This is a genomic window from Dorea sp. AGR2135 (genome assembly GCF_000420885.1).
In the GTDB taxonomy this organism is placed as follows: domain Bacteria; phylum Bacillota; class Clostridia; order Lachnospirales; family Lachnospiraceae; genus Dorea; species Dorea formicigenerans.
This window is the reverse complement of record NZ_ATVU01000003.1, coordinates 74,912-101,726: the sequence shown is the minus strand read 5'-3', so window position 1 is coordinate 101,726 and position 26,815 is coordinate 74,912. Positions and strand designations below refer to the sequence as shown.

Here is a 26,815-nt window from a genome sequence, read left to right as displayed (position 1 = left end):
CTAAGCTAAAAAACAATTCAAGTATTGGGAAACTGGCAGTGATAATTTTGAGAAAGTAGTGAGGTCAAGGAGCAAGGCGAAGCCGATACGCCGTAGGGCAGTCCTTGACGGAACGGACACAGCCAACAGCACCATGATACAGCAGAGGACTTGAAAGGTCGGAAACCTTGCAAGTCCTCTTGTCTGTTACTGGGCGTTATTCTTTAAGTAAAGTGCTTCTTTTACCACTTCTTTTTCAAATGCTTTGATATGACAATCATGTACTTCATTGTCGATATAAAAGCAATCGTCAGCCTGTGAGTAGGAAAGTTTGGTAACTTTCGGTTCATAGGTCTTTGTATCAATTCCGTAATAGTAAATCGTGGCGGTTGTTAATACCATGTGAATACTTTCAAAATCTCTTGTAAAAATGGTATGTCTGTCCGAATAGAAGAAATCAGACGGACATTCATAGAATTGGGAACTATCCTCTTTCAAAAATAATGGCAGTATGTGCATTGCATTTCCAGCACGATTGACAAGAACATAAAAGCGTGGAATGAGGGCGGCATATTGCGTCATCATGGCAATATATATATCGTCTAAATTATCAAGGAGATACTCGGAGCAGGAGTTGTTATAAAAGATATATTGCAGGGCATTGTTATTTTGGTTTGTATGTTCCATAGGTACATTTTGTCCGTAAAGCCACCGCAAGTCTACATCTAAGGAGTCAGCAATCAATTCCATTTTATCGGCTTTCGGGTTGTACTGTCCCGAAAGATAGGAACTGAACGCCCCTTTGCTGATACCGGTATCTTTGACGATATCCACCTGTTTCTTATTTTTTGCTTTCATGGCAAATTTAATCCGTTCTGCGATTGTATTCATCTGAAAAACCCTCTCTTTCCATATCTCGTTATAACTTCTCATATCTTATCGTCTAAGGACACTATACCACAAGTTCAGAAAAAAGAAAACAGAAAGTTTATAAAAAACTAAACTTTGTATTGCAAAACGAATATGTCTGTGCTAATATACAATTAAGTTCAGAAATAACTGAACTAAAACGACGTCGTAATAGGAAAATGAAAATATGAGCAACTGCCCTATCGGTTCAACGGGGAGAAAGGAACGTGTATGCAGATTACATTGACAAAAGAACAGGTAAAAGAAGCCTTTGGAGAACTTCGTTTCATGGGTGCGGATAACTGTTATCGCTATGATAAAGACAGTAAGAAGAAAACAGAAGAAGTAGAAGCCTTAAAACTTCATCTTGGAAGCATGAAGCTTGGGAACAGCGTGGATATTCGTTTGGAAGCAACGGAACTTCCAAAGATTGAGCCTTATGCTGTGGTGGAACTGGAAGAACCAGTTTATGCCCCTTATGTGCAGAGAGGAAATTTTCCTGTATTAGTGGAGAAGATTACTTGTAAGGGTATCCACTCTGTTCCAAATAAAACTATGTAGGCGGTCAAAGTTCCTGTCCTCGTTCTGACGTACTAAACGGCAGGTTGAGGGCAGGGCAATGGCAATGCCATTGTAGATAAGGAGGTTTGATAAATTTGGAAGAAAGAAGCGGAAGTTTTCTTCCAGAACTCCCCTACACTAACAGGGGGGTAATACGACAGAAAGAAGCATTAAGTGCTTTGATAGATTGGTGTCAGATAACCATTAAGGAAGTTCCGTTAGAAGCGGTTATAGAAGATGTGCTGAGAATACCTTTGGAACTTATGACGGTAACAGGTTATGAAAAGGGGATTGCAGGACATGAGGTTGTGGCAATCTTCGATAATATCAAGGTGCTAAAGCCGACAGGAAATGCACAGTATCAAGGCTTTCAGATTTTAATGAGTGGGAAAGGCTGTCGCAACTATGAGAATTTTTTACAACTCAATGAGGAAACATGGTTTGATTTCTTAAACAGAGTTTGCCAGTATCACATCAATTTTCCTCGGATTGATTTGGCGATAGACGACAGAAAACTGTATTTGAGTATTCCCGATTTGATTATACGGACAAAAGAGGGATTGCTTTCTTCAAAGTTACGGGATATAGATTTTCACGACTCGGGAGAACTGAAAGAGGAAGTGTTTCAGAGCAAAGGTGGTAGTCTTTATCTCGGCAGTTCAGCCAGTAATTTAAGATTGGTATTTTATGAAAAGGGATATGAACAGAATAAAAAGTATGGAATAGAATTAGATGAAAATTGGAACAGATATGAATTGAGATTTCGGCAGGAAATGGCAGTAAGTGTCGTACAGGAATTATTGAGATATAGAGATGTGGCAGGACTGGCAATGGAAGTATTGAACAGCAAAATACGATTTTTAGAAAAGCCGACAGACAGCATGACGACACGAAAAAGGCTTTATCCAACCTATCAAGCATGGGCGGAACTGATGAAAGATATAGGTAAGGTAAAACTTACCATGCAACCACAGAAGAAAAGTCTGCAAAAGGTGTGGGAGTGGTTGGAAAAGTATGTTGCCCCGTCTTTGAAACTGTTTGCAGAGGTTGGGAAGATAGAGCAGAGAGATTATATCGGTAATCTTGTAAAAAATGGAGAAATGAATATCACACAGAAGCAGTTGTATGATGATTACATAAAAGCAAGAAAATTAGACGAAAGGGGGTAATCGTATCGAAAAAGCATTATTAAACGTAAAGGAACTTTCAGAATATCTAGGGATTGGTGATACGAAAGCAAGGGAGCTTTTACATAATCCATATAATAATTTTACGGTTAAGATTGGAAATCGTCTGTATGCTCACAAAGCAAGATTAGATAAATGGCTGAATAATCAAGTTGTAGAGTAAGAAAAGGACTATTTGACAGTTTTTCGTACATTTTTAAGGAAGTTCCTCGATTGAAATAACAGGAAATATATGATAAAATTGAGAAGATTTAATAGTTCTTTTCCCGATTTTGCTAGGAAAGGAGGCAGTGATGGGTAAATCACTTAACGGGAAAGAATTAGGGAATGGTATATCTCAAAGAAAAGATGGATTATATCAAGCCCGATTTATCAATCGTTTCGGTAAAAGACAGACAATTTATGCAAAAACTTTAAATGAGGTAAGACATAAGTTGCGAACCGAACAGTATAATGATGAAAAAGCCATCAATGTTGTTGATAAGAATATGACATTAGATGAATGGTTCGATATATGGCTAAGCACTTGCAAGAAAAATTGCAGAAGTTCTACAAAGGGTTCTTATATTACCCACTATAAGCGTATTCAAGAAGAATTAGGGTGGCGAAAATTAACGTCGTTGAACCTAATTGTTATGCAAGAAGCGTTTAATAAATTGAAAACAGATAATGCAAGGAAAAATTCTAAAAAGATACTGGTAGATATGCTGAATAAGGCAGTTGATACAGATTTGCTTGTAAAGAATGTCGCAAAACAGATAAATACTGTGATTGCCAAAGAAGAGAAAAAAGAAAGGCGTGTTCTGACAATAAGGGAAACAGAGCTTTTCTTGGAACAGGCAAAAGGAACATTTTATGAAAATTTGTTTATTTTAGCGTTAGAAACAGGATTGCGAGTGGGAGAGTTATCAGCTTTACAATGGGAAGATATAGATTTTAAGAAAAAAGTTATCCATGTAAAGCATACATTGTGTTATTTCAGTAAAAATGGAAAATATGTATTTGAAATGCACGACACCAAAACAAATAACGGAAAAAGAACCATTCCATTGACTGCAAAAGCAATCAATAGTCTAAAATGTCAAAAACTGCAAAAACAGGAAATTATTCTAAAAGGCAAAACTGCAAAGGAAGAATTTCAAAATCTTGTTTTTGTTACAAAGAATAATCAGCCGACACAACAGTTTTTAATCAATCAATGTATGCAGTTGGTTATTCAGAACATGAACAAAGCAGGTATAGATTTTTCCCCCTTTACATTGCACACACTTCGGCATACTTTTGCTACAAGAGCAATCGAATGTGGCATGAACCCCAAAACATTGCAGAAACTTTTGGGACATGGCACATTACAAATGACAATGGACTTGTATTGCCACGTAACAGAGGACACGCTGTTCTTGGAAATGGAAAAGTTCGAGAAAAGGTGTAGTTGAGTGTGAAATGGTGTAAAAATGGTGTAGTAGGGGATAAAAATAGAAAATAAGGGCGAGAAAAGCCTATAAATACGGAGGTTTTAGAAGATATGGAAGCATACAAACAGGAATATATTGACTTTATGGTAGAGAGCGATGTGCTCAAATTTGGAGAGTTCACATTAAAGAGTGGAAGAAAGTCCCCATTCTTCATGAATGCGGGAGCATATGTGACTGGTTCACAGCTTAAGAAGCTCGGAGAGTATTATGCAAAAGCGATTCATGAGACATATGGAGATGACTTTGATGTACTGTTCGGACCTGCATACAAGGGAATCCCGCTTGGAGTTGTAACAGCAATCGCTTACAGTGAATTATATGGAAAAGAGGTTCGTTATTGTTCTGATCGTAAAGAAGAGAAAGATCACGGTGCAGATAAGGGAAGCTTTCTTGGAAGCAAGTTAAAAGATGGTGACCGTGTGATTATGATCGAGGACGTAACAACTTCCGGAAAATCTATGGAAGAGACTGTTCCGAAGGTAAAGGGAGCTGCTGATGTTACAATTGTAGGACTTATGGTATCTTTGAACCGTATGGAAGTTGGAAAAGGCGGAGAAAAATGTGCCCTTGATGAGATCAAAGATCTGTATGGATTTGAAACAGCAGCAATTGTAAGTATGGTAGATGTAGTAGAGCATCTGTATAACAAAGAGTGTCAGGGAAAAGTTGTCATCGACGATACATTGAAGGCAGCAATCGACGCATACTATGAACAGTACGGTGCAAAATAAATGATGCCAGAGGATTGCGGGAGTGTGAAGCACGTAGCAATCCGTAGGCATCACAAAGCTCTGACAGGGTTTGAATGATAAGAAATAGAAAGAGGATAATATGAACGAGAAGGCATATAAGACAATGAGCCTTGCAGGTGCGGCCGGAATCACAGTCGGGATTATTGTGATGGTCACAGGCGTGGCTGCAGGAATTATCTCCATTGTCAGCGGAGCAAAGTTATTAAAAGACAAAAAAGGACTTACGTTTTAAAATCTGATAAGATCAGAGAATAAGACATTTGATTGGACGGAAAGGAAGCAATATTTTTGAATTCCAGAAAAAGAAAGGCACTCAGAGGACTTGGAAAAGTATTATTTGTCCTTTACATCGGGTTCCTGATATATTTTCTTATATTTTCCGACTGGTATGGCAGAACGGGCGAGATGCAGGAATACCATTATAATCTCGTCCTGTTCAAAGAAATCAAGAGATTTTGGCAGTACCGGCATCAATTGGGATTTTTTGCCATGTTCACGAACCTGTTTGGAAATGTAATTATATTTATACCATTCGGGTTCTTTTTACCTATGGCAAGCAAATATCGTAGCTGTTTTGCTACACTGTTCTGGAGCTTTGGATTAAGCTTGTGTGTAGAAATATTTCAGCTTCTTACGAAAGTCGGAAGTTTCGACGTAGATGATATTCTACTCAACACGATCGGAGGAGTGGCAGGTCATATTATATTTGTGATCTGTGTAGCAATAAGGAGGAGACATGTTCGGAAAAGATAAGAAAAAACGAAGCAGACGTGTAAATACAAAATATGGCCAGAAGACTTTGAAACATGCGAGAAAGGGAATCCAATCCTGCATGATGGCTGTGCTTTGTGCAGTGATTTTAATTGTGATGATTCTTGTGTCATTTCTGATGAAGGGAAATGTAAATATAATCGTAGGATTTCTTTGTTTTGCACTGCTTGCACTGGCAGTTTATGGATTCAGACTCGGACTTCGGGGTCTGAATGAACGAGATAAGAAATACATAACCTGCAAAGTCGGAATCGGGGTCAATGGATTGGTTCTTGCAGGAGTTGCAGCAATATTTATCAGGGGGCTTGTGTAGATGACAGAGATGAGATATGAATTAGCAATCGAGAGAATTGAGAATATAAAGGGTGAAAATACAGTCAGTGAAAAATACCGGGATTATTTCCGGACACTGGCTGATTTTGCACTTTTAGTTGATAAATTAAAAGAAAAAATTGAAAATGGTGAGTATTATAAGTTTTCAATTGAAGAATTAGAGTGTTGGAATACACATTTGTATGATGACGTGCTTGGAGAGCATTATAAGACAAGTTATGCCAATCCGGCATTTGCAACAGAAAAATTCGGCATAGAATACGGCCGGCTTTTGAGTTTTCTATATACAGAACTTCGTGGTGTGATTCCATATGCATTTGAAAAGAAAACAGAATATCTAGATATTTTGTTTGAATTATTCATTGAAGTTTATAATCAGTTTGAGGAAGAAAACGAGCCGGAATATGAGCATGTGAGACAGACGATTTATTGGTATGCCAGCGATTATTGTGACGTATTTTTGGCAGACCGCATCAAAGAACAGATTGACCCGGAAGATAATTTTGCTGCGGATCTGATTATGAACAGTGATTTTAATGATGTGCGTTATCTCTATTATTACGGAGAGTATGTCAGTGAAAACGAGAAGCGCACTGCCATGCACCTGAATGAGCTGCCACTTGAGACAATACAGAAAATGGCAGATGTGTATACAGAAGGTTACCGGATTGGATTTGTAAATACAGGCAAGAATCTGTCAAAGAAAGCAACAGTCAATATTCGCTATACGCTTGGGTTCGAGCGGGTGATTCGGATTGCTATTGAGAATTTTCGAAAAATGGGACTAAAGCCGACGATTTACCGTGCCGGTGTCAGTGTCCTTACAAAGAGGCAACATTTGAAAATCGGATATTACGGAGGTATTGCAAATAAGCAGTACGAGTATGACCACAAGGACGATCAGGCACTGATCTTAGATCGTCAATTCATGGAACGGAAGCTGGAAGTCATGCGGACAACTTACGAACAGTATAAAGACCTGGCAAGACGTCATGCAGGTCCGGCATGCATGGAGACATTTGGCGAGGAACCATTTACACCAGTGTCAAAATCAGAGGCGGTAAAACTTAATGATAAGCAGAAGGAAATCTCGCTTGAATATGACAGTAAATCCAGTCAGATTGTAAATAGCTATATTCCGGGAGACGAGAGAAGTTTCACAATCGTAGCGTATCCTGTTCCGGAGATTGGAGATCAGTACGAAGAGATTTTTGATGAGATTATCAAGATCAATACATTAGATGCAAAAGTTTATGAGAAGGTTCAACAGACCATTATTGATGCATTAGATCAGGGAACAAGTGTGCACATTCTTGGAAACAACGGTAACCATACAGATCTTCGGGTGCAGCTTTATAAATTGAAAGATCCAAAGAAGGAGACGATTTTTGAAAACTGCGTGGCAGATGTTAACATCCCAGTGGGAGAAGTTTTTACATCACCGGTTCTGGAAGGAACGAACGGGGTTCTTCATGTAAGTCAGGTTTACCTGAATGAACTATTATACAAAGATCTGGAAGTAACGTTTTCAAATGGAATGGTAGCAGATTACAGCTGCAAGAACTTTGAACATGAACTGGAGAATAAAGAATACTTTTTAGATAATGTTCTTTATCGTCACCCGACATTGCCGCTTGGCGAATTTGCAATCGGTACGAACACGACTGCGTATGTAGCAGCGAAGAAATACAATATTGCCGATAAGATGCCAATTCTGATCGCCGAGAAAATGGGACCGCATTTTGCAGTTGGTGACACATGCTATAGCTGGGCAGAGGACATAAAAGTTTACAATCCAAATGGCAAAGAAATTGTGGCAAGAGATAATTCGGTATCCATTCAGAGAAAAGAAGACGTCTCAGCAGCATATTTCCATTGTCATACGGATATTACGATTCCTTATGAAGAATTGAAGAGTATTACCGTAGAATGCGCGGATGGAAAAGAGATAGAAATTATCCGTGACGGAATATTTGTGCTTCCGGGTACAGAGATTTTAAATGAACCATTGAAAAATTCTAATAAATAGGGTATGATTTATTTGTTGAACTTATAAGAAAGGGTGAATGCTATGCCAAGAGTAGGAATTATAATGGGAAGCGACTCAGACCTTAAGGTCATGAGCAAAGCAGCAGTTATGCTGGAAGAATTAGGAATTGATTATGAGATGACAATCATCTCCGCACACCGTGAGCCGGATGAACTGATTGAGTGGACACGCAGTGCAGAAGGACGCGGAATGAAAGTTATGATCGCGGGAGCTGGAATGGCAGCGGCCCTTCCGGGAATGTGTGCAGCATTGTTTGCCCTTCCGGTTATCGGGGTTCCGCTTTCGGGAAAGAATCTGGACGGAATGGACGCAGTCTTTTCTATTATGCAGATGCCACCGGGAGTTCCGGTAGCAACAGTAGCAATTGACGGAGCAAAGAATGCAGCGATTCTTGCGGCAAAGATCCTTGCAGCTTCCGATGAGGCATTACTTCAGAAGTTAAAAGATTATACAACCGGACAGAAAGAGGCAGTGAAAGCAAAAGCAGCAAAATTAGATGAAGTTGGATATGAGGCATATCTGGCATCTAAGTAAAAAGATCAGTAAATAAAAATACAATAAACGTACATAAGGAGACGAGTTATGGATTATAAGAATGCAGGTGTGGATATCGAGGCTGGTTACAAATCAGTAGAACTTATGAAAGAGCATGTAAAGAAAACTATGCGCGAAGAAGTACTTGGCGGTCTTGGTGGATTTTCCGGTGCATTTTCTCTTGCAAAGATTAAAGAAATGGAAGAGCCGGTTCTTCTTTCAGGAACAGACGGATGTGGAACAAAAGTAAAACTGGCTATGATCATGGACAAGCATGATACCATCGGAATTGATGCAGTTGCAATGTGTGTAAATGATATCGCTTGTGCAGGTGGAGAACCATTATTCTTCCTGGATTATATTGCATGCGGAAAGAATTGCCCAGAGAAAATTGCTTCTATCGTAAGTGGTGTGGCAGAAGGCTGTATCCAGTCAGAAGCAGCACTGATCGGTGGCGAGACTGCGGAACATCCGGGACTGATGCCGGAGGATGAGTATGATCTGGCAGGATTTGCAGTTGGTGTATGTGATAAGAAGGATATGATTACAGGTGAGAATTTAAAAGACGGAGATGTTCTGATCGGTATGGCATCTACAGGAGTACACAGCAATGGATTTTCTCTTGTAAGAAAAGTATTTGACATGACAAAAGAGTCTCTGGACACATATTATGATGATCTTGGAACAACACTTGGCGAGGCACTTCTTGCTCCGACCAGAATTTATGTAAAAGCATTAAAGAGCATTAAGAATGCCGGTGTGACTGTAAAGGCATGCAGTCATATTACTGGTGGTGGATTCTACGAGAATATTCCAAGAATGTTAATCGACGGTGTGAGAGCAGTGGTGAAAAAAGACAGCTATCCAATCCCGCCAATCTTCACAAAACTTGCAAAAGAAGGAAATGTTGATGAGCATGCGATGTATAATACATACAACATGGGTATCGGAATGATTGTTGCAGTTGATCCGGCTGATGTAGATAAGACTATGGAAGCAATTAAAGCAACAGGAGACAAACCGTATGTGATTGGTCATATTGAGGCCGGAGAAAAGGGAGTTACATTATGTTAAATGTAGTAGTTCTTGTATCTGGTGGCGGAACGAATCTTCAGGCTATTATTGATGCGGTGGAAAATGGGACAATTACGAATACGAAGATTGCAGGCGTGATCAGCAATAATAAAAATGCATATGCACTTGAGCGGGCTAAAAAACATGGAATTGCAAATTGCTGCATTTCCCCAAAAGATTATGCCAACAGAGCAACATTCAATCAGAAATTTCTGGAGAAGATGGATGAACTGAATCCAGATCTGATTGTGCTGGCAGGATTCCTTGTAGTGATTCCGCCAGAAATGATTGCAAAATACCGCAATCGCATCATTAATATCCATCCGTCTCTCATTCCGTCATTTTGCGGAACAGGCTATTATGGATTGAAAGTTCATGAGGCAGCACTCGCAAGAGGAGTCAAAGTTGTGGGCGCGACGGTTCATTTTGTAGATGAAGGAACAGACACCGGTCCGATTATTTTACAGAAGGCAGTGGAAGTTGAAGAAGGAGATACACCGGAAGTATTGCAGAGACGTGTCATGGAGCAGGCAGAGTGGAAGATACTTCCGAAAGCAATTGACTTGATCGCAAATGGAAAAGTAAAAGTAGAGGATGGAAGAACTCATATTGTATAGTAAGAATACGAACTGTGGGGAAACTTGCAGTTCGTTTTGATGCATGAAAACCTATATCGTAAAAGCAGCAGGAGGGAATAAAATGAAAGTATTAATCGTAGGTGGCGGCGGAAGAGAGCATGCAATTGCACAAAGTGTTGCAAAGAGTGAGAAGGTCGATAAGATTTACTGTACACCGGGAAATGCCGGAATTGCAGCACTGGCAGAATGTGCACCTATCGGAGCGATGGAGTTCGATAAGATTGTAGCCTTTGCTAAGGAAAAAGAAGTAGATCTTGTAATTGTAGGAATGGACGATCCGCTTGTAGGTGGCCTTGTAGATGAACTGGAAAAAGCAGGGATTCGTGCATTCGGTCCAAAGAAAAATGCAGCAATTCTGGAAGGCTCCAAAGCATTTTCAAAAGATTTAATGAAAAAATACAATATCCCAACTGCAGCATATGAGAATTTTACAGATCCGGATGCGGCAATTAAGTATCTGGAGACAGAGGCAAAATTTCCAATTGTATTAAAAGCAGATGGACTGGCTCTTGGGAAAGGAGTTTTGATCTGCAATACACTGGAGGAAGCAAAAGATGGTGTCAAAGAGATTATGATGGATAAGAAATTCGGTTCTGCAGGAAATGAGATGGTCATTGAAGAATTTATGACAGGTCGTGAAGTTTCCGTACTTTCTTTTGTAGATGGCAACACAATTAAGACCATGACAAGTGCTCAGGATCACAAGCGTGCCGGAGATGGAGATACTGGACTCAACACTGGAGGAATGGGAACATTTTCACCAAGTCCATTTTATACAAAGGAAGTTGAAGATTTCTGCAACAAATATGTATATCAGGCAACAGTCGATGCCATGAAAGCAGAAGGCCGCCCATTCAAAGGAATTATTTTCTTCGGACTCATGCTGACACCAGACGGACCGAAAGTACTGGAGTATAATGCCAGATTTGGAGATCCGGAGGCTCAGGTCGTACTTCCAAGAATGAAGAATGATATTATTGAAGTCATGGAAGCCTGCATTGATGGAACATTGGATCAGATTGACCTTCAGTTCGAAGACAATGCAGCAGTGTGTGTCGTGCTTGCAAGTGACGGATATCCGGTAAAATATGACAAAGGCCTGCCAATCACAGGATTGGAGGAATTTGATAAACACGATGGTTACTATTGCTTCCATGCCGGAACAAAATTTGACGGAGACCAGATCGTTACAAACGGAGGCCGTGTCCTTGGTGTGACAGCAAAAGGAAAGAACTTGAAAGAAGCGAGAGCTAATGCTTATGCAGCAACAGAATGGGTAAAATTTGACAATAAGTATATGAGACATGATATTGGAAAAGCTATTGATGAAGCTTAGTTTACTATTATCGGAAGTTTGACTGGAAGTAAAAACTTGACAAATCATTTCAAAAGGATAAGATAAAATAGACAAGATGTAAGTCTTGTCTATTTTCGTATAGGAAAAGGCATTTTGTTAAAAAGAACAAGTACAATAGAAGCAGGAGGGCGTCATATGGATTACATACACGAGATTGGAAAGCGTGCAAAATCAGTTTCTGCACAGGTTCAGCATCTTTCCCAAAATCAGAAAAATGAAGGACTTCGAAGAGTAGCGGAAGAACTGGAAAATCAGAAAAGCTATCTTATGGCAGAAAATGAAAAGGATATTGAAAAAGCTAAGAAAGACGGTATGAAAGCATCTCTGATTGACCGTCTTCGCCTGACGGAAGAAAGAATTGCCGGAATGGCTGAAGGTCTCAGACAGATTGCTGATTTGGAAGATCCAATTGGTGCAACATTGTGGGAAAAGGTCAGACCGAATGGCCTTCGTATTGGAAAAAGAGTGGTTCCACTTGGGGTAGTCGGAATCATTTATGAATCGCGCCCGAACGTAACGGCAGATGCTTTTGGACTTTGCTTTAAGACAGGAAATGTTGTAATCCTACGTGGAGGTTCTGATGCAATCCATTCCAATCTTGCCGTGACAAAGGCGATTCGGGAAGGTTTGAAAAAATGTAATCTTCCAGAGGATGCGATTCTTCTTGTTGAAAATACAGATCGTGCAGTTGTCAATCAAATGATGAAGCTAAATAAATATATTGATGTATTGATACCAAGAGGAGGAGCAGGACTCATTGCAAATGTAGTGCAGAACAGTACGGTCCCGGTTATTGAGACAGGAACCGGAAACTGTCACATTTTTGTGGACGAGACTGCAGACCTTGACATGGCAGTCCCGATTGTTGTCAATGCAAAGACACAGCGTCTCGGCGTATGCAATGCATGTGAATCACTTGTGGTTCATGAAAAAATCGCAGAACAGGCCATTCCGGTTATTTATAAAGCGCTTTGTGAAAAAGGCGTAGAAATCCGGGGGGATGAGTGTGCTCGCAAGATTGTACCGGAGATTGTGACGGCAACAGAAGAAGACTGGGGCACAGAGTATCTGGATGCGATCATTTCCATGAAGATTGTTTCTTCCATAGAAGAGGCAATTGCACATATTAACAAATACAATACCGGACATTCCGAGTCCATTATTACAAAAGATTATACAAATGCACTAAAATTCCAGGACGAGATTGACGCGGCAGCTGTTTATGTCAACGCATCGACCAGATTTACGGACGGATTTGAATTCGGATTCGGAGCAGAGATAGGAATCAGCACACAGAAATTGCATGCAAGAGGACCAATGGGATTAGAAGCACTCACTACGACAAAGTATGTGATTTTTGGAGATGGACAGATTCGCCCGTAAGAAACAGAAAAAACTATGAATTTGCTTACGAAAGTATTTGAGCCGTCACTCCGTTGCACAAAGCATTCCGACAAGCCTGACAGAACAAAAATCATGTCAGCAAAGGCTACCATGATTTTTACAGTCTTGTCTCCATAATGCAAAGTCGGACGGTCATAATACTTTCGATAGCAAATATGGAGTTCTACGAATTTTGCAAGTTTCTTAGAGAGAATTAAGAGGTAGACTTGGGGACGAAAGTTTATCATATGTCGCACTTTTACAGGTAGAAGGATAAAGAGTAAAGATTAAAATATGCTGTGAAATTGTGCAAAAGTATTCATGAGATTGGATAATATGCATAATATTAAAAAGTTATGCATGAACACTTGAATATTATACATATAAGTTGTATAATCATGCACATAGCTTGAAGTGTATACAATGATAGTTTGACCAACAAAGTAAAGATGGAGCATAATGATACTTTGGTCAACAAAGCAACGGGGAAAGAACCAGCTCATTTTATCCGGTAAAGGTAAGGTGGAACGCCCCTGGTTTTGACGCCATATTTAAGTAGTAAAAGTATAATTGGTATGTGAGAGCTGATTTCAGACAGTCAATCAGTTTTTTGGTAAGCCCGTGAGCATAGCCTGACTTCTGAAGCACTGTTTGAGCCACCTTTTGGCGAGTTTGCGGAAGAAGTCAGAGATAAGCGGCACAACGGGCGAAAAAAACTGGTTGTGTCTGCAATTAGCTGTCACATACCTTAGATAGTTTTAGATTTTACAATATAAGGAAGGTACAAAAATGATAAAAGTAGGAATCATCGGAGCCACAGGCTATGCAGGTGGAGAACTCGTTCGTATTTTAATGGGACATAAGGAGGCAGAAATTGTGTGGTATGGCTCAAGAAGCTATATTGATCAGAAGTATGCAGATGTATATCGCAATATGTTTCAGATTGTAGATGCAAAATGCATGGATGACAATATCGAAGCATTGGCAGATCAGGTAGATGTGATTTTTACAGCGACTCCTCAGGGATTTCTGGCTTCTGTCATTAACGAGAATATTTTAGGCAAGACAAAAATTGTAGATTTAAGTGCAGATTTCCGTATCAAAGATGTTAAGGTATATGAAAAATGGTATGGTATCGAGCACAAGAGTCCGCAATTTATTGAAGAAGCTGTTTATGGACTTTGCGAAGTGAACCGTGATAAAGTAAAAGGCGCAAGACTGATCGCTAATCCGGGCTGCTATACAACTTGCTCTATTCTGACAGCATATCCGCTGGCAAAAGAAGGGATCATTGATATGAGGACACTCATTGTAGATGCGAAATCCGGTACTTCCGGAGCAGGAAGAGGAGCAAAGGTTCCAAATCTTTTCTGTGAAGTCAATGAGAACATGAAAGCTTACGGTGTAGCATCTCACAGACATACACCGGAGATTGAAGAACAGCTTGGATATGCGTCAGGTGAAAATGTGACCATCAGTTTCACACCACATCTTGTTCCGATGAATCGTGGAATACTGGCAACAGAGTATGCTACATTGAAAAAAGATGTAACAGGTGAAGAAGTAAAAGCAATTTATGATAAATATTATGCAGACGAGAAGTTTGTGCGTGTGCTTGGTGAAGGCGTATGTCCGGAGACAAAATGGGTAGAAGGCAGCAATTATGTAGATATCGGATTCAAATTGGATCCAAGAACGAACCGTATTGTTATGATGGGAGCCATCGATAACCTTGTAAAAGGTGCAGCTGGACAGGCGGTTCAGAATATGAACCTTCTTTTCGGACTTCCGGAAAGCGAAGGACTGGAACTTGTTCCGATGTTCCCATAGAACAAATCTGAGGGGAGAAATAAAATGATACGAACAATGACAATTGAAGATTATGAACAGGTGCATGATCTTTGGATGAAAATACATGGTTTTGGAATTCGAAGTGTGGATGATTCAAAAGAAGGTGTGGAGCGCTTCTTAAAGAGAAATCCAACAACGAGTGTGGTGGCAGTTGAAGATGATAAGATTGTTGGTGCTATTTTATGTGGACATGATGGAAGACGAGGGTGTCTCTATCATGTCTGTGTGGATGAAGCATACCGCATGCGCGGAATCGGAAAAGCAATGGTTGTATTTGCAATGGAAGCACTAAAAACAGAAGGAATCAACAACGTTTCTTTAATTGCATTTACAAAGAATGATATAGGAAATGCATTCTGGAAAGAGATTGGCTGGAAGAAGCGGGAAGATTTGAATTATTACGACTTTATATTAAATGAGGCGAATATCACTGCATTTATTCAGTAACTGAGAATGAGGCAAGTGCGAAGTGCAGAGCAATCTGCAGGCATCATAAGAATGTCGAGGCATTCTTGAATATGAAGAAAAAGCTTTGTAAAATAAGTGAATAAATAGAAGGAAACTTCAGGAGGAATATATGAAACAGATAAAAGGCGGCGTAACAGCTGCGAAGGGATATGAGGCTGCAAGTACAGCCGCAGGGATTAAATATCAGGGACGTACCGACATGGCATTGATCTATAGCCAGGTGCCTTGTGTATCTGCAGGAACCTTTACAACAAATGTTGTAAAGGCAGCCCCGGTTAAATGGGATCGCCAGATAGTAGACAGTGGCGCAGGCGTGCAGGCAGTTGTTGTAAACTCAGGAATTGCCAATGCATGTACCGGTGAAGAAGGCATGGGATATTGCAAAGAGACAGCCGAAGCAGCAGCGAAAGCGCTTAATATTGACGCAGCAGGTGTCCTGGTTGGTTCCACAGGAGTCATCGGAATGCAGCTTCCGATGCAGAAATTGGTGGACGGAATCCAGGTGCTGGCAGGAAAGAAAGCAGAAGGTCTACAGAGCGGACACGATGCAGCTCTTGCAATCATGACGACTGATACAGTAGAAAAAGAGATGGCAGTTGAGATAGAGATTGGCGGCAAGACAGTCACAATCGGAGGGATGTCCAAAGGTTCCGGTATGATCCACCCGAATATGTGCACGATGCTTGCATTTATCACAACAGATGCCGCAATTACAAAAGAGGCACTGCAGAAGGCGCTGAGTGAAGACGTAGAAGATACTTATAACATGATTTCTGTAGATGGAGATACATCTACCAATGATACAGCAATTCTTCTTGCAAATGGTCTGGCAGGCAATCAGGAGATCACTTACGCAAGTCCGGAGTATGAGACATTTAAAGAGGCACTTCACATGGTCAACGAGACACTTGCCAAGAAAATGGCAGGAGATGGAGAAGGAGCGACTGCTTTATTTGAGGTGAAAGTCGTAGGAGCAGAGAGTATAAAGCAGGCAAAGACACTTGCAAAATCAGTTGTATGCTCCAATCTTACAAAGGCTGCAATTGCCGGACATGATGCAAACTGGGGAAGAATTCTCTGTGCAATGGGATATTCCGGTGTACAGTTTGATCCGGAAAAGGTGGATCTGTTCTTTGAAAGTAAGGCTGGAAAGCTTCAGATTATTGAAAATGGTGTGGCAACAGATTATAGTGAAGAAGCAGCCACAAAGATTTTATCTGAGCCTGAGATCACAGCAACGGCAGATATCAAAATGGGCGATTACAGTGCGACCGCATGGGGCTGTGATCTGACACATGAATATATCAATATTAACGCAGATTACAGAAGTTAAAGTACAGATAATTGCTAGAAACTAGTAGTTGGACGACAGAAGGGAAGTTTTTGGACATGAATAAAGATATGCAGCAATATTTGGATAAAGCAGAAGTACTGATTGAGGCGCTTCCATATATCCAGCGTTTTAACCGTAAGATTATCGTAGTAAAATATGGTGGAAGTGCCATGGTTGACGAGGAACTCAAAGCAAGAGTCATTCAGGACGTCACACTTTTGAAACTGGTAGGCTTCAAACCGATCATTGTTCATGGCGGCGGTAAGGAAATCAGCCGCTGGGTTGGAAAAGTTGGTATGAAACCGGAATTTAAGAATGGACTTCGTGTGACCGATGAGGCAACTATGGAGCTGGCTGAGATGGTTCTGGGCAAGGTAAATAAAAGTCTTGTTCAGCTTGTAGAGAGCCTGGGAGTCCGCGCGATCGGCATCAGTGGAAAAGACGGAAGACTTCTCTCTGTAAAGAAAAAATATGCAAATGGTGAAGATATCGGATTTGTCGGTGATGTGACAAATGTAAATGCAGATATTCTTTACGATCTTCTGGAAAAAGATTTCCTTCCAATCATTTGCCCGGTAGGACTGGACGATGACAACAATACATACAATATTAATGCAGATGATGCAGCATGTGCGATTGCAAAAGCTATGAAAGCAGAGAAGCTTGCATTTCTGACAGATATTGAAGGAGTCTATAAGGATCCACAGGACCCATCCACATTGATTTCTGAACTGACAGTATCAGAGGCTCATAAGCTGGTGGGAGATGGATATATCGGCGGCGGAATGCTTCCGAAGATCAACAACTGTATCGAGGCTATTGAGAGTGGGGTATCCAGGGTTCATATTCTGGATGGAAGAATTCCACACTGCCTGCTGCTTGAAATCTTTACAAACAAAGGAATTGGTACAGCTATTTTAAATGACAGTGAGAGAAGGTATTATGATGGAGAATAATCAGACAAATACATATATGGAAGAGACAAGCTCAGAACTGGTCCATACATATAACCGTTTTCCGGTTGTCTTAGATCATGGTGAGGGTGTTTATCTTTATGATACAGAAGGAAAGAAGTATCTGGATTTTGCGGCAGGAATTGCGGTATGTGGACTTGGATACAGTAATGAAGAGTATAAGACGGCATTAAAAAATCAGATCGATCTTCTGACACATACTTCGAATTTATACTATAATACAACGTGCGGAAAAGCAGCAAAAGCACTTTTGAAAGCATGTGAGATGGATAAAGTATTTTTTACTAACAGTGGTACGGAGGCAATTGAAGGTGCATTAAAAGCTGCCAGAAAATATGCTTACAAAAAAGGTACCGGACGTTATGAGTTCATTGCTATGGAGGATTCTTTTCATGGAAGAAGTATGGGAGCATTGTCTGTTACCGGAACAGAGCATTACAGAACGCCATTTGAGCCATTGATACCGGGCGTGAAATTTGCAAAATACAATGACCTTGACAGTGTAAAAGCACTGGTAAGTGATAAGACATGCGCAATTATTCTGGAAGCTCTTCAGGGGGAAGGCGGAATCACTCCGGCTACTGATGAATTTATGAAAGGACTCCGCCAGATTTGTGATGAAGAAGGAATTCTTCTGATTTGTGACGAGATTCAGTGTGGTATGGGACGTACAGGTTCTATGTTTGCATGGCAGGGATATGGTGTAAAACCGGACATCATGACGATGGCAAAAGCAATTGGAAATGGAGTTCCGGTAGGAGCATTTGCCATGACAAAAGAAGTGGCAGAATATTCTCTTGAGCCGGGAGATCACGGAACAACTTACGGTGGAAATCCGCTGGCGTGTGCGGCAGTTGCCAAGACGCTGGAGTTATTTGAAAAATACGATCTCACAGCTCATGTGCGTGAGATTGGCGCGTATCTGACAGAAAAGCTGGATGAACTTGTTGCAGCAAATGACGCAGTTCTGGAGAGACGAGGAATTGGACTTATCCAGGGGATTAAGGTTAAGAAGCCGGTAGGAGAGATTAGCTCGGAGGCACTGAAAGAAGGACTTCTTATTATCAGTGCAAAGGGAAATGTACTTCGCCTGGTTCCGCCACTTGTGATTGAAAAAGAGCATGTAGATGAGATGCTGGAGATTTTGAAAAAGGTTCTGTAATAATAGCAGAGTGAAAAAATGTGGAGCAATCCGCAGGCATCATGAAATGTATCTGGCATTTATAAAAAGGAATATAAAAACCGACGCACGGATATACTAATTACGACAGGTAAGGAGGTATCACAATGGTTGGTTTTTTTATTGCTCTTTTATCAGGGGCATTGATGAGTATACAAGGTGTTTTTAATACAGAAGTTACCAAGACGACAGGTATGTGGGTTGGCAATGCATGGGTGCAGCTTACTGCATTTGCCGTCTGTCTGATTGCCTGGCTGATTGCAGGTAGAGATAATCCGATGGTACTTATGAAAGTAGAGCCCAGATATCTGCTTTTGGGAGGAGTGATCGGAGCTGGAATTACACTTACAGTAATTCGGGCAATGAACCAGCTTGGCCCGGCAAAAGCAGCATTACTGATCGTTATCGCACAGTTGATCGTAGCTTATGGGATTGAACTTCTCGGATTGTTTGGGGTTGATAAAGAACCTCTGGAATGGAGAAAAGTAATCGGCATGGGGATAGCACTGATTGGAATTGCAATTTTTCAGTGGAAATAATAGAAGTGATTTTACGTCTCTTTGGCGGATCGCAGTTGCAATTTTGGAATGGAGATAGTACAATAAAACTGTCTTACATTTTGAGGGTACAAGCCACTTTGTATGAGAATTACAAAGGAGGACATATGAGTAGGACAAGGTGGAATTACAGGTATTTTATCAGAAGCGTAGTTGTAATTATGTGCGTGGTATTTTGTGTGGGCTGCCAGAAAAAGTCACAGGAGACAGATCTTAAGACAGTGTCTGTCAGGGAAGAAGAACCGGAAAGTACACCGGAAGACTCAAGAGAAGATACCACAGAAGATGTCGGAAAAGTGAAGGAAGAAGACACTGCTAAGAAGAAAGATGATGCGGTGCCTGACACAGAAGATAGACCAGAGAAGCTGTATGTACATGTGTGCGGCAATGTAAATCAGCCAGGAGTCTATGAATTACAACAGGATAGCAGAGTTTTTGAAGCGATAGAGGCAGCAGGAGGTATGACTACAACTGCCGCTTTTTCTTATCTGAATCAGGCTGAGCTTCTAAAGGACGGGCAGCAGATTTATGTTCCGTCACAGGAAGAGGTAGATTCCGGAAAAGTTACGTCAACCAGAAATGCATCTGAGAGTGATGAGACATTCAGTGTGCAGGCTGCGGAAAATGTATCCGGGCAGGATGACGGAAAAGTTAATTTGAATACAGCTTCAAAAGAAGAATTGCTGACATTAAATGGAATTGGTGATGTGCGTGCACAGGCAATTTTAAAATACCGGGAAGAACATGGCGAATTCCGCTCGATAGAAGAGCTTATGGAAGTAGAAGGAATCAAAAAGGGGACCTTTCAGAAATTAAAAGATCAGATTAAGATTTGACAGGGGAGACTGGCAATGAGCAGAAAAGTATTAGTAGTAGACGATGAAAAACTGATTGTGAAGGGAATAAGGTTCAGTCTGGAACAAGATGGTATGGATGTGGACTGTGCCTATGACGGTGAGGAAGCATTGAAACTGATCCGTGAGAATAAGTATAACATTATACTTTTGGATGTGATGCTGCCTAAACTGGATGGATTTCAGGTGTGTCAGCAGGTACGTGAATTTTCTGATGTGCCAATTGTGATGCTGACAGCAAAAGGCGAGGATATGGACAAGATCCTCGGACTGGAATATGGTGCAGATGATTATATCACGAAGCCATTTAACATTCTGGAAGTGAAGGCAAGAATCAAGGCAATCATGAGAAGAACCGAAAGACAGACAGAGGAACGGCCGGAAGGAAGACAGATCGTCAAAGGCGATATGAAGATTGACTGCGAAGGAAGAAGAGTTGTGATCGGAGAACGGGAAGTGAATCTGACAGCAAAGGAATTTGATCTTCTGGAGCTTCTTGCAATGAATCAGGATAAAGTCTACAGCAGAGAGAATCTTCTGAATATCGTATGGGGATATGAGTATCCCGGTGACGCAAGAACTGTCGATGTACATATCCGGAGACTTCGGGAGAAGATAGAAAAGAATCCGAGTGATCCGAAGTATGTACATACGAAGTGGGGAGTTGGTTATTATTTTAGGGGTTAAGAAGTATTTGAAAAGAAGCAGACTAGGGAGTCTCAGGTTTCAGATTGGATTCCTGATCATTCTGGCAGGGATCATTCCGGTGCTGATCATTGAAGGGGTACTCCTTAGTACTTATGAAAAAAGGGCAGTGAATGTACGCACTGCCGAGATTCAGAGTCAATGTACAATTCTATGCAATCAATTGGGTGACAGCAGTGACCTGAAGGGAAAAAATTCAGAATTTATAAAGACAGAACTCGACCAGTTGACAAATATTTACAATGGCCGGGTGATGTTGATCGATGATAATTTTCAGATTATGGAAGATACATATGGAATGGACGATGGAAAGACCATTGTTTCAGGTGATGTGATTCAGTGTTTAAAAGGGCAGGGAACCAGCCATTATGATTCAGGGAACCGCTATATTGAAGTGACTTCACCGATTGCTGATTCACAGACCAATGAAGTAAAGGGTGTTATGTTAGTCAGTGTGTCCACAGATACGATCGTAGATACACTTCATGAACTTCGGTCAAGTGTCAGAACAGTAGGAGGCGTAATCCTGATCATCTGGGTGCTTATAGCACTGGTATTCAGTAAGCTTATGGTCCGGCCATTCATCAGAATTACCAGATCACTGGAAAATGCAACGGCAGGCTATGATGAAAGTATGCTTCATGAAAATGCATATACAGAGACGAGACAGATGACAGAAGCATTTAATAAAATGCTGGGAAGACTCCGGGTGTTGGATGATTCAAGGACAGAATTTGTGTCAAATGTGTCTCATGAATTGAAAACACCACTTACGTCTATGAAGGTATTATCAGATTCATTGCTGACACAGGAAGATGTTCCGGTGGAGTTGTACAAGGAGTTTATGGGGGATCTGTCAGAAGAAATAGAGCGTGAGAACAAGATTATTAATGATCTTCTATCTCTCGTTAAAATGGACAAAACAGCGGATACGATGAATATTTCTTCCGTGAACATTAATACTCTTGTGGAAAGAATATTAAAACAGCTTCGTCCAATTGCGGCAAAAAATAATATAGAGGTGGTGTTTGAAAGTTTCCGACCGGTGACTGCGGAGGTAGATGAAGTGAAATTATCGCTTGCAATCACAAACCTGGTGGAAAATGCGATTAAATATAATCAGGAAAATGGCTGGGTGCATGTGGCGTTAAATGCAGATCACAAGTTGTTTTATATTGAAGTGGCTGATTCCGGCATTGGAATCGCACCGGAGGAGACAGATCATATTTTTGAGAGATTCTACCGGGTAGATAAGTCTCACTCCAGAGAAATCGGAGGAACCGGACTTGGACTTGCGATTGCAAGAAGTGCAATTGTTATGCACAGAGGTGCGATTAAGGTTTACAGTCAGCCGGGAAAAGGAACAACATTTACAGTGAAAATTCCATTGACTTACGTGTCATAGAAAGGAGAGGCAGTATGAATAAACGAAGGAAATTTACAGCTTTGTTAGGGATTCTTATATGCGTGGTTCTCCTTATGTCCTGTAAGAAAAATGATACGGGTGAGGAAACTTATGAACTGTATTATGTAAATGTACAGACCCAGGCACTGGAACAGGAAAAAGTTCAAATAGAAGGGGATACTACGGAAGAGAAGATTGAATCTATGCTAAAAGAACTGAAGAAAAATCCAGAAGATGTAGAAGTAAAGAGTATATTCCCCAAAAAGATAAAAGTGGAAAAATGGGAACTTACAAATGGACGACTGGGGATATCTTTTAATCAGGAATATAAAAATGTGAAAAAAGTGCCGGAACTTCTTTTTCGTGCGTCACTGGTTCAGTCACTGATACAGATTGATGGGGTTGATTCTGTAAAATTATATATTGGTGGGGATCCATTGTGTGATGTGAATGGTAACGAAATCGGAGCTATGAATGACGAATATTTTGTTCAGAATATAGGTTCCACACTTCATACATATCAAAGTGTAGATCTTGAATTGTATTTTGCAAACAGTGAGGGAGATAAGCTTGTGACTGAGACAGAACATGTCCGGTACAACAGCAATACATTGAAAGAGAAGTTGATTGTAGAAGAACTGATGAAAGGACCTTTTGCAGAAACTCATAAAAAGGTCATTCCTATGGATACGGTACTTTTGGGTGTGTCTGTGAAAGATGATGTATGTTATGTGAATTTTGATAATGGATTTTTGAATATGACAGATATACAGCCGGAAGTTACTATTTATTCTATCGTAAATTCTATAATTCGAGGAGGAAGTGCATCAAAAGTACAGATTCTGGTTAATGGAGATTCAAATCTTAAGTATCAGGATCAGGTGGATCTTAGCCAGCCGCTTACAGAGCGGGAAGATATTGTGGAGGACTAATCATTTGAAGAACAGACCACTATGCAGTTTATGCCTGGTGATCGCAATTTTAATCGGAATCCTGACAGCCGGGGCAGGTGCGAAGTTCGTGTCAGAGCTTCGCCCTTCTCCTGTTGAACAATATGGAGAAAAAGATGATTGGCTGATTGTCAGGGGCCAGGTATATAAAAAAGAAGAAAAAGAAAAGTATCAGATATTATATCTGAAAAAATGTTCTGTCTATTTTCAGAAAGATCAACAGAGTCAACAAAATCAACAAAGTCAGCAATCGTTAATAAAAGAATCCAGAATGCTCATTTATGATGAGAAGAAAAATAAGATACAGATAGGAAATGAGGTGGAGGCGGAAGGGAAGCTTAGTTTTTTTGAAACTGCGCGTAATCCGGGGAATTTTGATCAGAAAGCCTATTATCAAAGGCAGAATATTCACGGAAAGGTATGGAGTGAAACTTTAAGAATAACAGACCACACAGTAATACGGATACAAAATGTATTGGAGAATATACGAGTACATTGTAGAAATACATTACTGAGTGAAGCGGGAGAGAAAAACGGCAGTATTTTAAGCGCCATACTTCTTGGAGAAAAATCCCAGATGGACCCAGAGATAAAAAAACTATATCAGGTGAACGGAATCGGACATATATTGGCAATTTCCGGTGTCTGTTTTCTGTGTTGGGTATTTCTAATAGGCGAAAGAATGGCTTGAAATGGGCGTTTGTGAGCATTAAGTTTGGAAAAAATACATATTTTAATTGTGCTTTTATGCCTTGTTTTGCACTTGAGAGTGATTTGCAAAACTGATGGGGTAAGTGATAATAAAACTTTTTAACGAAATTAAATACAATTTCGCAGAAGATGTACAATATTTGGCGAAAACATATTATTTTACGAAAGGAACATATATGGAAAAAAAGATTGTGGCAATCCGATATTATAATGTATGGTTCTATTTGCATGTCAATTCAGAACAGGATATGGTAAAAATATCATATTTGACAGATCGAATTGATGCTGGAGAACAGGTAATAATGAAAGATATTTATCAGTGGTGTCAAGGACATGGAATAAAATATAATTCCAAATTTGTATACAGAAAAGATTTTCCACTGAAAGCGAATATATGGAACTTTTATTCGTATATTCGAGGAAGGGTAAAGAATGGAATATAGTATTAAAAGTTAGTTGTGTTTCTAAATGTGCTTTGTTATAATAATTTTACTGAGATTTATTTGGAGGGATTCTTATGACAGAAGCCGAAAGAAAACAGATATTAGAAAAGTCAAAAATATTTTTTAGGGAACGTGTAGCTAAAAAGCATAAAGAAAATACTGAAAAATTAACAAGTTTAGAGAAGTTTAATATTAATCCATTTACGCATAAGTATCTTGCTAATTTTGCATTTGGAGACTCATCATCAATTAATATGGCAAAGGCATTAGTTTATCCAAGAGTATTAGGAACATCAATTTCTACAACTTTTGGTACTCAGTTACAGTATTTTTGTAATGAAGTATTAGATTCTTTTGCATCAACAACATCAGGAATTGATATAGAATTTGTAGATGCAATAGATGGAAGAAGAAAATATTGCCAAGTAAAAGCAGGTCCTACGACAATAAATCATGATGATGTGACAACTATTTGTAACCATTTTAATGCAATAAAGAATTTGGCACGTACAAATGGAATGGTGGAATTTAACCCATTGTTTGATTGTGTTGTAGGTGTGTTTTATGGAACGCCGAACTCTTTGGGTCAACATTATAAGGACATAATGAAACAATATCCAGTTATTTGCGGAAAAGAATTTTGGCATCGTTTAACAGGCGATGAAGATTTTTATTCTGAATTAGTTAACGCGTTTGCAGAAGTCGCAGATGAGATAAATTGTTCTGAGTCAGTTCAAAAAGTGATTGAATCTTTAGCAAAAGAAATTGAAAAGAAAAATGGATAAAATTGAGAGAGATCATTTTGACCTCTCTCAATTTTATCCATTAATGCTTTTAATAAGTTCTAAGCCAATTCGGCGTGCTAATTCTACAGGCACGGCATTTCCAATTTGTTTATATTTTTCTCCTATACCACCAGAAAATTCCCAAGAATCGGGGAAACTTTGAATTCGAGCATATTCTCTAACTGTAAATGGGCGAGTTTCATCAGGATGACAACGTTCAGTTTGTTTTTGGGAAGGACTACAAGTCAAAGTTAAACATGGTTCATCCCAAGAAATTCTTCTAGCCATTCCACGCTTTCCACCACCAGAGTAATAACTTTTACCCATATAAACTTTTTGATCTTCCTCAGGTAAATCCACCCAACAGCCACCAGCAGGAACTTTTTCAAGATAGTATCGCTTTTTTTCACTATATTGTTGTCCTTCAGATTTTGGACAATCTTTTAACACTTCGCGCAAGGTGGTCATATGCTCATCTGGAGTAGGATAAGTGAAATGTATATCGGTACCATTTTTTATACCTACTATTACAATTCGTTCTCTTTTTTGTCCAACACCAAAGTAGGCAGCATTAAGAACTTTATACTGAACAGAATATCCAAGACCACGAAGAACGCTGAGAATTGTTTCGAGTGTACGTCCTTTATCATGAGAAATTAAACCTCTAACATTTTCAGCAAGAAATATTGATGGTTGAACCTCATTGACGCATCGTGCAAATTCATGAAATAAAGTACCACGAGTATCTTCGAAACCTAATTTTTTTCCAGCATAACTAAATGCTTGACAAGGAAATCCACCTGTTACAATGTCAACTTTCCCTTTATATTCAGTAAAATCTACATTGTGAATATCATCACATACGACATTCCAATTAGGTCTATTTTTCTTTAAAGTTTCACAACTAAATTTATCAATTTCCACATATTCAAGAGTATGAATTCCAGCTTGTTCTAGACCTAACGCTAAGCCACCAGCGCCTGCAAACAGTTCAATAGCAGTTACCTCACCGGGAGTTATGGACGGCTTAGTTTTATCATGGTGAGGATTAGAAGACATAATATCTTCGGGTAAAATATCAAGAGTTGTGCAAAGTTTTTCCACACTTGATTTTATAGGGTTATAAGAGTCGGAAAGTAGCACAGACAACTGATTTTTTGTAATATTCATAGCTTGGGCTAAATCAGTTTGAGTATGTATTCCTTTTCTATCCATTGCTTCGATTACTTTTACTTTGTTAATTATCATCGCTATTCACTCCTAGGAAAGTTATGAAAATATATTAACATAAAAAAACCCTTGCAGTCAATATAAGAAAAATTTTTATAGAAAAATGATGACGCTATAAAATGAGAGTGGTATAATTAAATCGATAATAGTTTGGCTCTTGCGTTTATGGAGGTAAAGTATGAGTAACGAATTGCATCAAGAAACAGAAGAATTGATGGAAAGATTTGATAAAGAAATGCGTGCAGCATTACTAGAAGAAGCTAATCGGCTTCGAAAAGAAAAAGGATATCCCCTTATAACGGAAGAAGATGTATCGGATATAGATACATTAAGTAAGCTGAAAGAATATGGAAAAAACAAGTAAAA

The 26,815-nt window shown here is 39.7% G+C and carries 30 protein-coding genes; 28 read left to right on the top strand and 2 right to left on the bottom strand.

The window, feature by feature from the left end:
- Positions 1–186 precede the first annotated feature (186 nt).
- A complete protein-coding gene (locus G593_RS0103160; protein WP_029730725.1) occupies positions 187–870 on the bottom strand; it encodes a helix-turn-helix domain-containing protein in 684 nt (227 codons plus the stop codon).
- Between the two features lie 249 nt (positions 871–1,119).
- On the opposite strand from G593_RS0103160, the gene G593_RS0103155 reads away from it, so the two are divergent.
- The 27 genes from G593_RS0103155 (at position 1,120) to G593_RS0103030 (ending at position 25,219) form a co-directional block, all read left to right on the top strand.
- On the top strand, positions 1,120–1,449 hold the full coding sequence (locus G593_RS0103155; protein ID WP_029730723.1) for a hypothetical protein: 330 nt from the start codon (positions 1,120–1,122) through the stop codon (positions 1,447–1,449).
- An 86-nt stretch (positions 1,450–1,535) separates the two neighbouring features.
- Positions 1,536–2,618: a replication initiation factor domain-containing protein gene (locus G593_RS0103150; protein WP_029730722.1), complete on the top strand. Its 1,083-nt coding sequence runs from the start codon at positions 1,536–1,538 to the stop codon at positions 2,616–2,618.
- A 4-nt stretch (positions 2,619–2,622) separates the two neighbouring features.
- On the top strand, positions 2,623–2,799 hold the full coding sequence (locus tag G593_RS21405; protein WP_081646477.1) for an excisionase: 177 nt from the start codon (positions 2,623–2,625) through the stop codon (positions 2,797–2,799).
- A 130-nt stretch (positions 2,800–2,929) separates the two neighbouring features.
- Complete coding sequence (locus G593_RS0103145; RefSeq protein ID WP_023923926.1) at positions 2,930–4,072, top strand: tyrosine-type recombinase/integrase; 1,143 nt, start codon at positions 2,930–2,932, stop codon at positions 4,070–4,072.
- Positions 4,073–4,161: 89 nt separating this feature from the next.
- The gene (pyrE, locus tag G593_RS0103140; protein ID WP_029730721.1) at positions 4,162–4,842 is read left to right on the top strand and encodes an orotate phosphoribosyltransferase; all 681 of its coding nucleotides are present in this window, start codon (positions 4,162–4,164) and stop codon (positions 4,840–4,842) included.
- 100 nt (positions 4,843–4,942) lie between these two features.
- On the top strand, positions 4,943–5,095 hold the full coding sequence (locus G593_RS20460) for a hypothetical protein (protein WP_005334464.1): 153 nt from the start codon (positions 4,943–4,945) through the stop codon (positions 5,093–5,095).
- Between the two features lie 56 nt (positions 5,096–5,151).
- Complete coding sequence (locus G593_RS0103130; RefSeq protein WP_005337052.1) at positions 5,152–5,616, top strand: VanZ family protein; 465 nt, start codon at positions 5,152–5,154, stop codon at positions 5,614–5,616.
- Positions 5,600–5,947, top strand: coding sequence for a DUF6142 family protein (locus G593_RS0103125; RefSeq protein ID WP_005334460.1), 348 nt, complete (start codon positions 5,600–5,602; stop codon positions 5,945–5,947). The genes G593_RS0103130 and G593_RS0103125 overlap by 17 nt, the downstream gene beginning before the upstream one ends.
- Positions 5,948–7,996, top strand: coding sequence for an aminopeptidase (locus tag G593_RS0103120; protein WP_029730720.1), 2,049 nt, complete (start codon positions 5,948–5,950; stop codon positions 7,994–7,996).
- Positions 7,997–8,038: 42 nt separating this feature from the next.
- Entirely contained in the window at positions 8,039–8,551 is a 513-nt protein-coding gene (gene purE / locus G593_RS0103115; RefSeq protein ID WP_029730719.1) for a 5-(carboxyamino)imidazole ribonucleotide mutase, read from the top strand.
- A 48-nt stretch (positions 8,552–8,599) separates the two neighbouring features.
- On the top strand, positions 8,600–9,625 hold the full coding sequence (gene purM / locus G593_RS0103110; protein ID WP_029730718.1) for a phosphoribosylformylglycinamidine cyclo-ligase: 1,026 nt from the start codon (positions 8,600–8,602) through the stop codon (positions 9,623–9,625).
- Positions 9,619–10,242: a phosphoribosylglycinamide formyltransferase gene (purN, locus tag G593_RS0103105; RefSeq protein WP_029730717.1), complete on the top strand. Its 624-nt coding sequence runs from the start codon at positions 9,619–9,621 to the stop codon at positions 10,240–10,242. Before purM ends, purN begins: the two co-directional genes overlap by 7 nt.
- An 82-nt stretch (positions 10,243–10,324) precedes the next feature.
- Positions 10,325–11,599: a phosphoribosylamine--glycine ligase gene (purD, locus tag G593_RS0103100; protein WP_029730716.1), complete on the top strand. Its 1,275-nt coding sequence runs from the start codon at positions 10,325–10,327 to the stop codon at positions 11,597–11,599.
- 156 nt (positions 11,600–11,755) lie between these two features.
- Entirely contained in the window at positions 11,756–13,003 is a 1,248-nt protein-coding gene (locus G593_RS0103095) for a glutamate-5-semialdehyde dehydrogenase (protein WP_005337064.1), read from the top strand.
- A gap of 789 nt (positions 13,004–13,792) precedes the next feature.
- A complete protein-coding gene (gene argC, locus G593_RS0103090; protein ID WP_005334447.1) occupies positions 13,793–14,833 on the top strand; it encodes an N-acetyl-gamma-glutamyl-phosphate reductase in 1,041 nt (346 codons plus the stop codon).
- A gap of 24 nt (positions 14,834–14,857) precedes the next feature.
- Positions 14,858–15,301, top strand: a complete 444-nt coding sequence (locus G593_RS0103085) for a GNAT family N-acetyltransferase (RefSeq protein WP_005337066.1) — start codon at positions 14,858–14,860, stop codon at positions 15,299–15,301.
- A 130-nt stretch (positions 15,302–15,431) separates the two neighbouring features.
- Entirely contained in the window at positions 15,432–16,655 is a 1,224-nt protein-coding gene (gene argJ, locus G593_RS0103080) for a bifunctional glutamate N-acetyltransferase/amino-acid acetyltransferase ArgJ (RefSeq protein WP_005337068.1), read from the top strand.
- Between the two features lie 56 nt (positions 16,656–16,711).
- Positions 16,712–17,611, top strand: coding sequence for an acetylglutamate kinase (gene argB / locus G593_RS0103075; RefSeq protein WP_029730715.1), 900 nt, complete (start codon positions 16,712–16,714; stop codon positions 17,609–17,611).
- A complete protein-coding gene (locus G593_RS0103070) occupies positions 17,598–18,791 on the top strand; it encodes an aspartate aminotransferase family protein (protein WP_029730714.1) in 1,194 nt (397 codons plus the stop codon). Before argB ends, G593_RS0103070 begins: the two co-directional genes overlap by 14 nt.
- Positions 18,792–18,916: 125 nt before the next feature.
- The gene (locus G593_RS0103065; RefSeq protein WP_005334438.1) at positions 18,917–19,348 is read left to right on the top strand and encodes a DMT family transporter; all 432 of its coding nucleotides are present in this window, start codon (positions 18,917–18,919) and stop codon (positions 19,346–19,348) included.
- A gap of 125 nt (positions 19,349–19,473) precedes the next feature.
- Positions 19,474–20,202: a helix-hairpin-helix domain-containing protein gene (locus tag G593_RS0103060; RefSeq protein WP_005337073.1), complete on the top strand. Its 729-nt coding sequence runs from the start codon at positions 19,474–19,476 to the stop codon at positions 20,200–20,202.
- Positions 20,203–20,217: 15 nt separating this feature from the next.
- Positions 20,218–20,907, top strand: a complete 690-nt coding sequence (locus G593_RS0103055; protein ID WP_005337074.1) for a response regulator transcription factor — start codon at positions 20,218–20,220, stop codon at positions 20,905–20,907.
- Positions 20,864–22,330, top strand: a complete 1,467-nt coding sequence (locus tag G593_RS0103050; protein ID WP_005334435.1) for a sensor histidine kinase — start codon at positions 20,864–20,866, stop codon at positions 22,328–22,330. The genes G593_RS0103055 and G593_RS0103050 overlap by 44 nt, the downstream gene beginning before the upstream one ends.
- A gap of 14 nt (positions 22,331–22,344) precedes the next feature.
- On the top strand, positions 22,345–23,262 hold the full coding sequence (locus G593_RS0103045) for a GerMN domain-containing protein (RefSeq protein WP_029730713.1): 918 nt from the start codon (positions 22,345–22,347) through the stop codon (positions 23,260–23,262).
- Between the two features lie 4 nt (positions 23,263–23,266).
- Positions 23,267–23,971 carry a ComEC/Rec2 family competence protein gene (locus G593_RS0103040; protein WP_049946447.1) on the top strand — a complete coding sequence of 235 codons (705 nt, stop codon included), beginning with the start codon at positions 23,267–23,269 and terminating at the stop codon, positions 23,969–23,971.
- Positions 23,972–24,167: 196 nt separating this feature from the next.
- Positions 24,168–24,434: a hypothetical protein gene (locus G593_RS0103035; RefSeq protein WP_029730711.1), complete on the top strand. Its 267-nt coding sequence runs from the start codon at positions 24,168–24,170 to the stop codon at positions 24,432–24,434.
- Between the two features lie 74 nt (positions 24,435–24,508).
- A complete protein-coding gene (locus tag G593_RS0103030) occupies positions 24,509–25,219 on the top strand; it encodes a PmeII family type II restriction endonuclease (RefSeq protein ID WP_029730710.1) in 711 nt (236 codons plus the stop codon).
- A 33-nt stretch (positions 25,220–25,252) separates the two neighbouring features.
- Here the strand turns inward: G593_RS0103030 and dcm are convergent, their stop codons facing one another.
- Complete coding sequence (gene dcm / locus G593_RS0103025) at positions 25,253–26,467, bottom strand: DNA (cytosine-5-)-methyltransferase (protein ID WP_029730709.1); 1,215 nt, start codon at positions 26,465–26,467, stop codon at positions 25,253–25,255.
- A 160-nt stretch (positions 26,468–26,627) separates the two neighbouring features.
- On the opposite strand from dcm, the gene G593_RS0103020 reads away from it, so the two are divergent.
- Positions 26,628–26,813: a hypothetical protein gene (locus G593_RS0103020; RefSeq protein ID WP_029730708.1), complete on the top strand. Its 186-nt coding sequence runs from the start codon at positions 26,628–26,630 to the stop codon at positions 26,811–26,813.
- Positions 26,814–26,815: the final 2 nt, after the last annotated feature.

Coding starts and splice junctions, on each gene's coding strand:
- argB (WP_029730715.1), top strand. CDS start 16,712: ATGAATAAAGATATGCAGCAATATTTGGATAAAGCAGAAGTACTGATT.
- argC (WP_005334447.1), top strand. CDS start 13,793: ATGATAAAAGTAGGAATCATCGGAGCCACAGGCTATGCAGGTGGAGAA.
- G593_RS0103095 (WP_005337064.1), top strand. CDS start 11,756: ATGGATTACATACACGAGATTGGAAAGCGTGCAAAATCAGTTTCTGCA.
- G593_RS0103030 (WP_029730710.1), top strand. CDS start 24,509: ATGACAGAAGCCGAAAGAAAACAGATATTAGAAAAGTCAAAAATATTT.
- G593_RS0103035 (WP_029730711.1), top strand. CDS start 24,168: ATGGAAAAAAAGATTGTGGCAATCCGATATTATAATGTATGGTTCTAT.
- pyrE (WP_029730721.1), top strand. CDS start 4,162: ATGGAAGCATACAAACAGGAATATATTGACTTTATGGTAGAGAGCGAT.
- G593_RS20460 (WP_005334464.1), top strand. CDS start 4,943: ATGAACGAGAAGGCATATAAGACAATGAGCCTTGCAGGTGCGGCCGGA.
- G593_RS0103160 (WP_029730725.1), bottom strand. CDS start 870: ATGAATACAATCGCAGAACGGATTAAATTTGCCATGAAAGCAAAAAAT.
- G593_RS0103125 (WP_005334460.1), top strand. CDS start 5,600: ATGTTCGGAAAAGATAAGAAAAAACGAAGCAGACGTGTAAATACAAAA.
- purE (WP_029730719.1), top strand. CDS start 8,039: ATGCCAAGAGTAGGAATTATAATGGGAAGCGACTCAGACCTTAAGGTC.
- G593_RS0103045 (WP_029730713.1), top strand. CDS start 22,345: ATGAATAAACGAAGGAAATTTACAGCTTTGTTAGGGATTCTTATATGC.
- G593_RS0103145 (WP_023923926.1), top strand. CDS start 2,930: ATGGGTAAATCACTTAACGGGAAAGAATTAGGGAATGGTATATCTCAA.
- G593_RS0103055 (WP_005337074.1), top strand. CDS start 20,218: ATGAGCAGAAAAGTATTAGTAGTAGACGATGAAAAACTGATTGTGAAG.
- purM (WP_029730718.1), top strand. CDS start 8,600: ATGGATTATAAGAATGCAGGTGTGGATATCGAGGCTGGTTACAAATCA.
- purD (WP_029730716.1), top strand. CDS start 10,325: ATGAAAGTATTAATCGTAGGTGGCGGCGGAAGAGAGCATGCAATTGCA.
- G593_RS0103155 (WP_029730723.1), top strand. CDS start 1,120: ATGCAGATTACATTGACAAAAGAACAGGTAAAAGAAGCCTTTGGAGAA.
- G593_RS0103060 (WP_005337073.1), top strand. CDS start 19,474: ATGAGTAGGACAAGGTGGAATTACAGGTATTTTATCAGAAGCGTAGTT.
- G593_RS0103120 (WP_029730720.1), top strand. CDS start 5,948: ATGACAGAGATGAGATATGAATTAGCAATCGAGAGAATTGAGAATATA.
- G593_RS0103020 (WP_029730708.1), top strand. CDS start 26,628: ATGAGTAACGAATTGCATCAAGAAACAGAAGAATTGATGGAAAGATTT.
- dcm (WP_029730709.1), bottom strand. CDS start 26,467: ATGATAATTAACAAAGTAAAAGTAATCGAAGCAATGGATAGAAAAGGA.
- G593_RS0103085 (WP_005337066.1), top strand. CDS start 14,858: ATGATACGAACAATGACAATTGAAGATTATGAACAGGTGCATGATCTT.
- purN (WP_029730717.1), top strand. CDS start 9,619: ATGTTAAATGTAGTAGTTCTTGTATCTGGTGGCGGAACGAATCTTCAG.
- argJ (WP_005337068.1), top strand. CDS start 15,432: ATGAAACAGATAAAAGGCGGCGTAACAGCTGCGAAGGGATATGAGGCT.
- G593_RS0103070 (WP_029730714.1), top strand. CDS start 17,598: ATGATGGAGAATAATCAGACAAATACATATATGGAAGAGACAAGCTCA.
- G593_RS0103050 (WP_005334435.1), top strand. CDS start 20,864: ATGTACATACGAAGTGGGGAGTTGGTTATTATTTTAGGGGTTAAGAAG.
- G593_RS0103065 (WP_005334438.1), top strand. CDS start 18,917: ATGGTTGGTTTTTTTATTGCTCTTTTATCAGGGGCATTGATGAGTATA.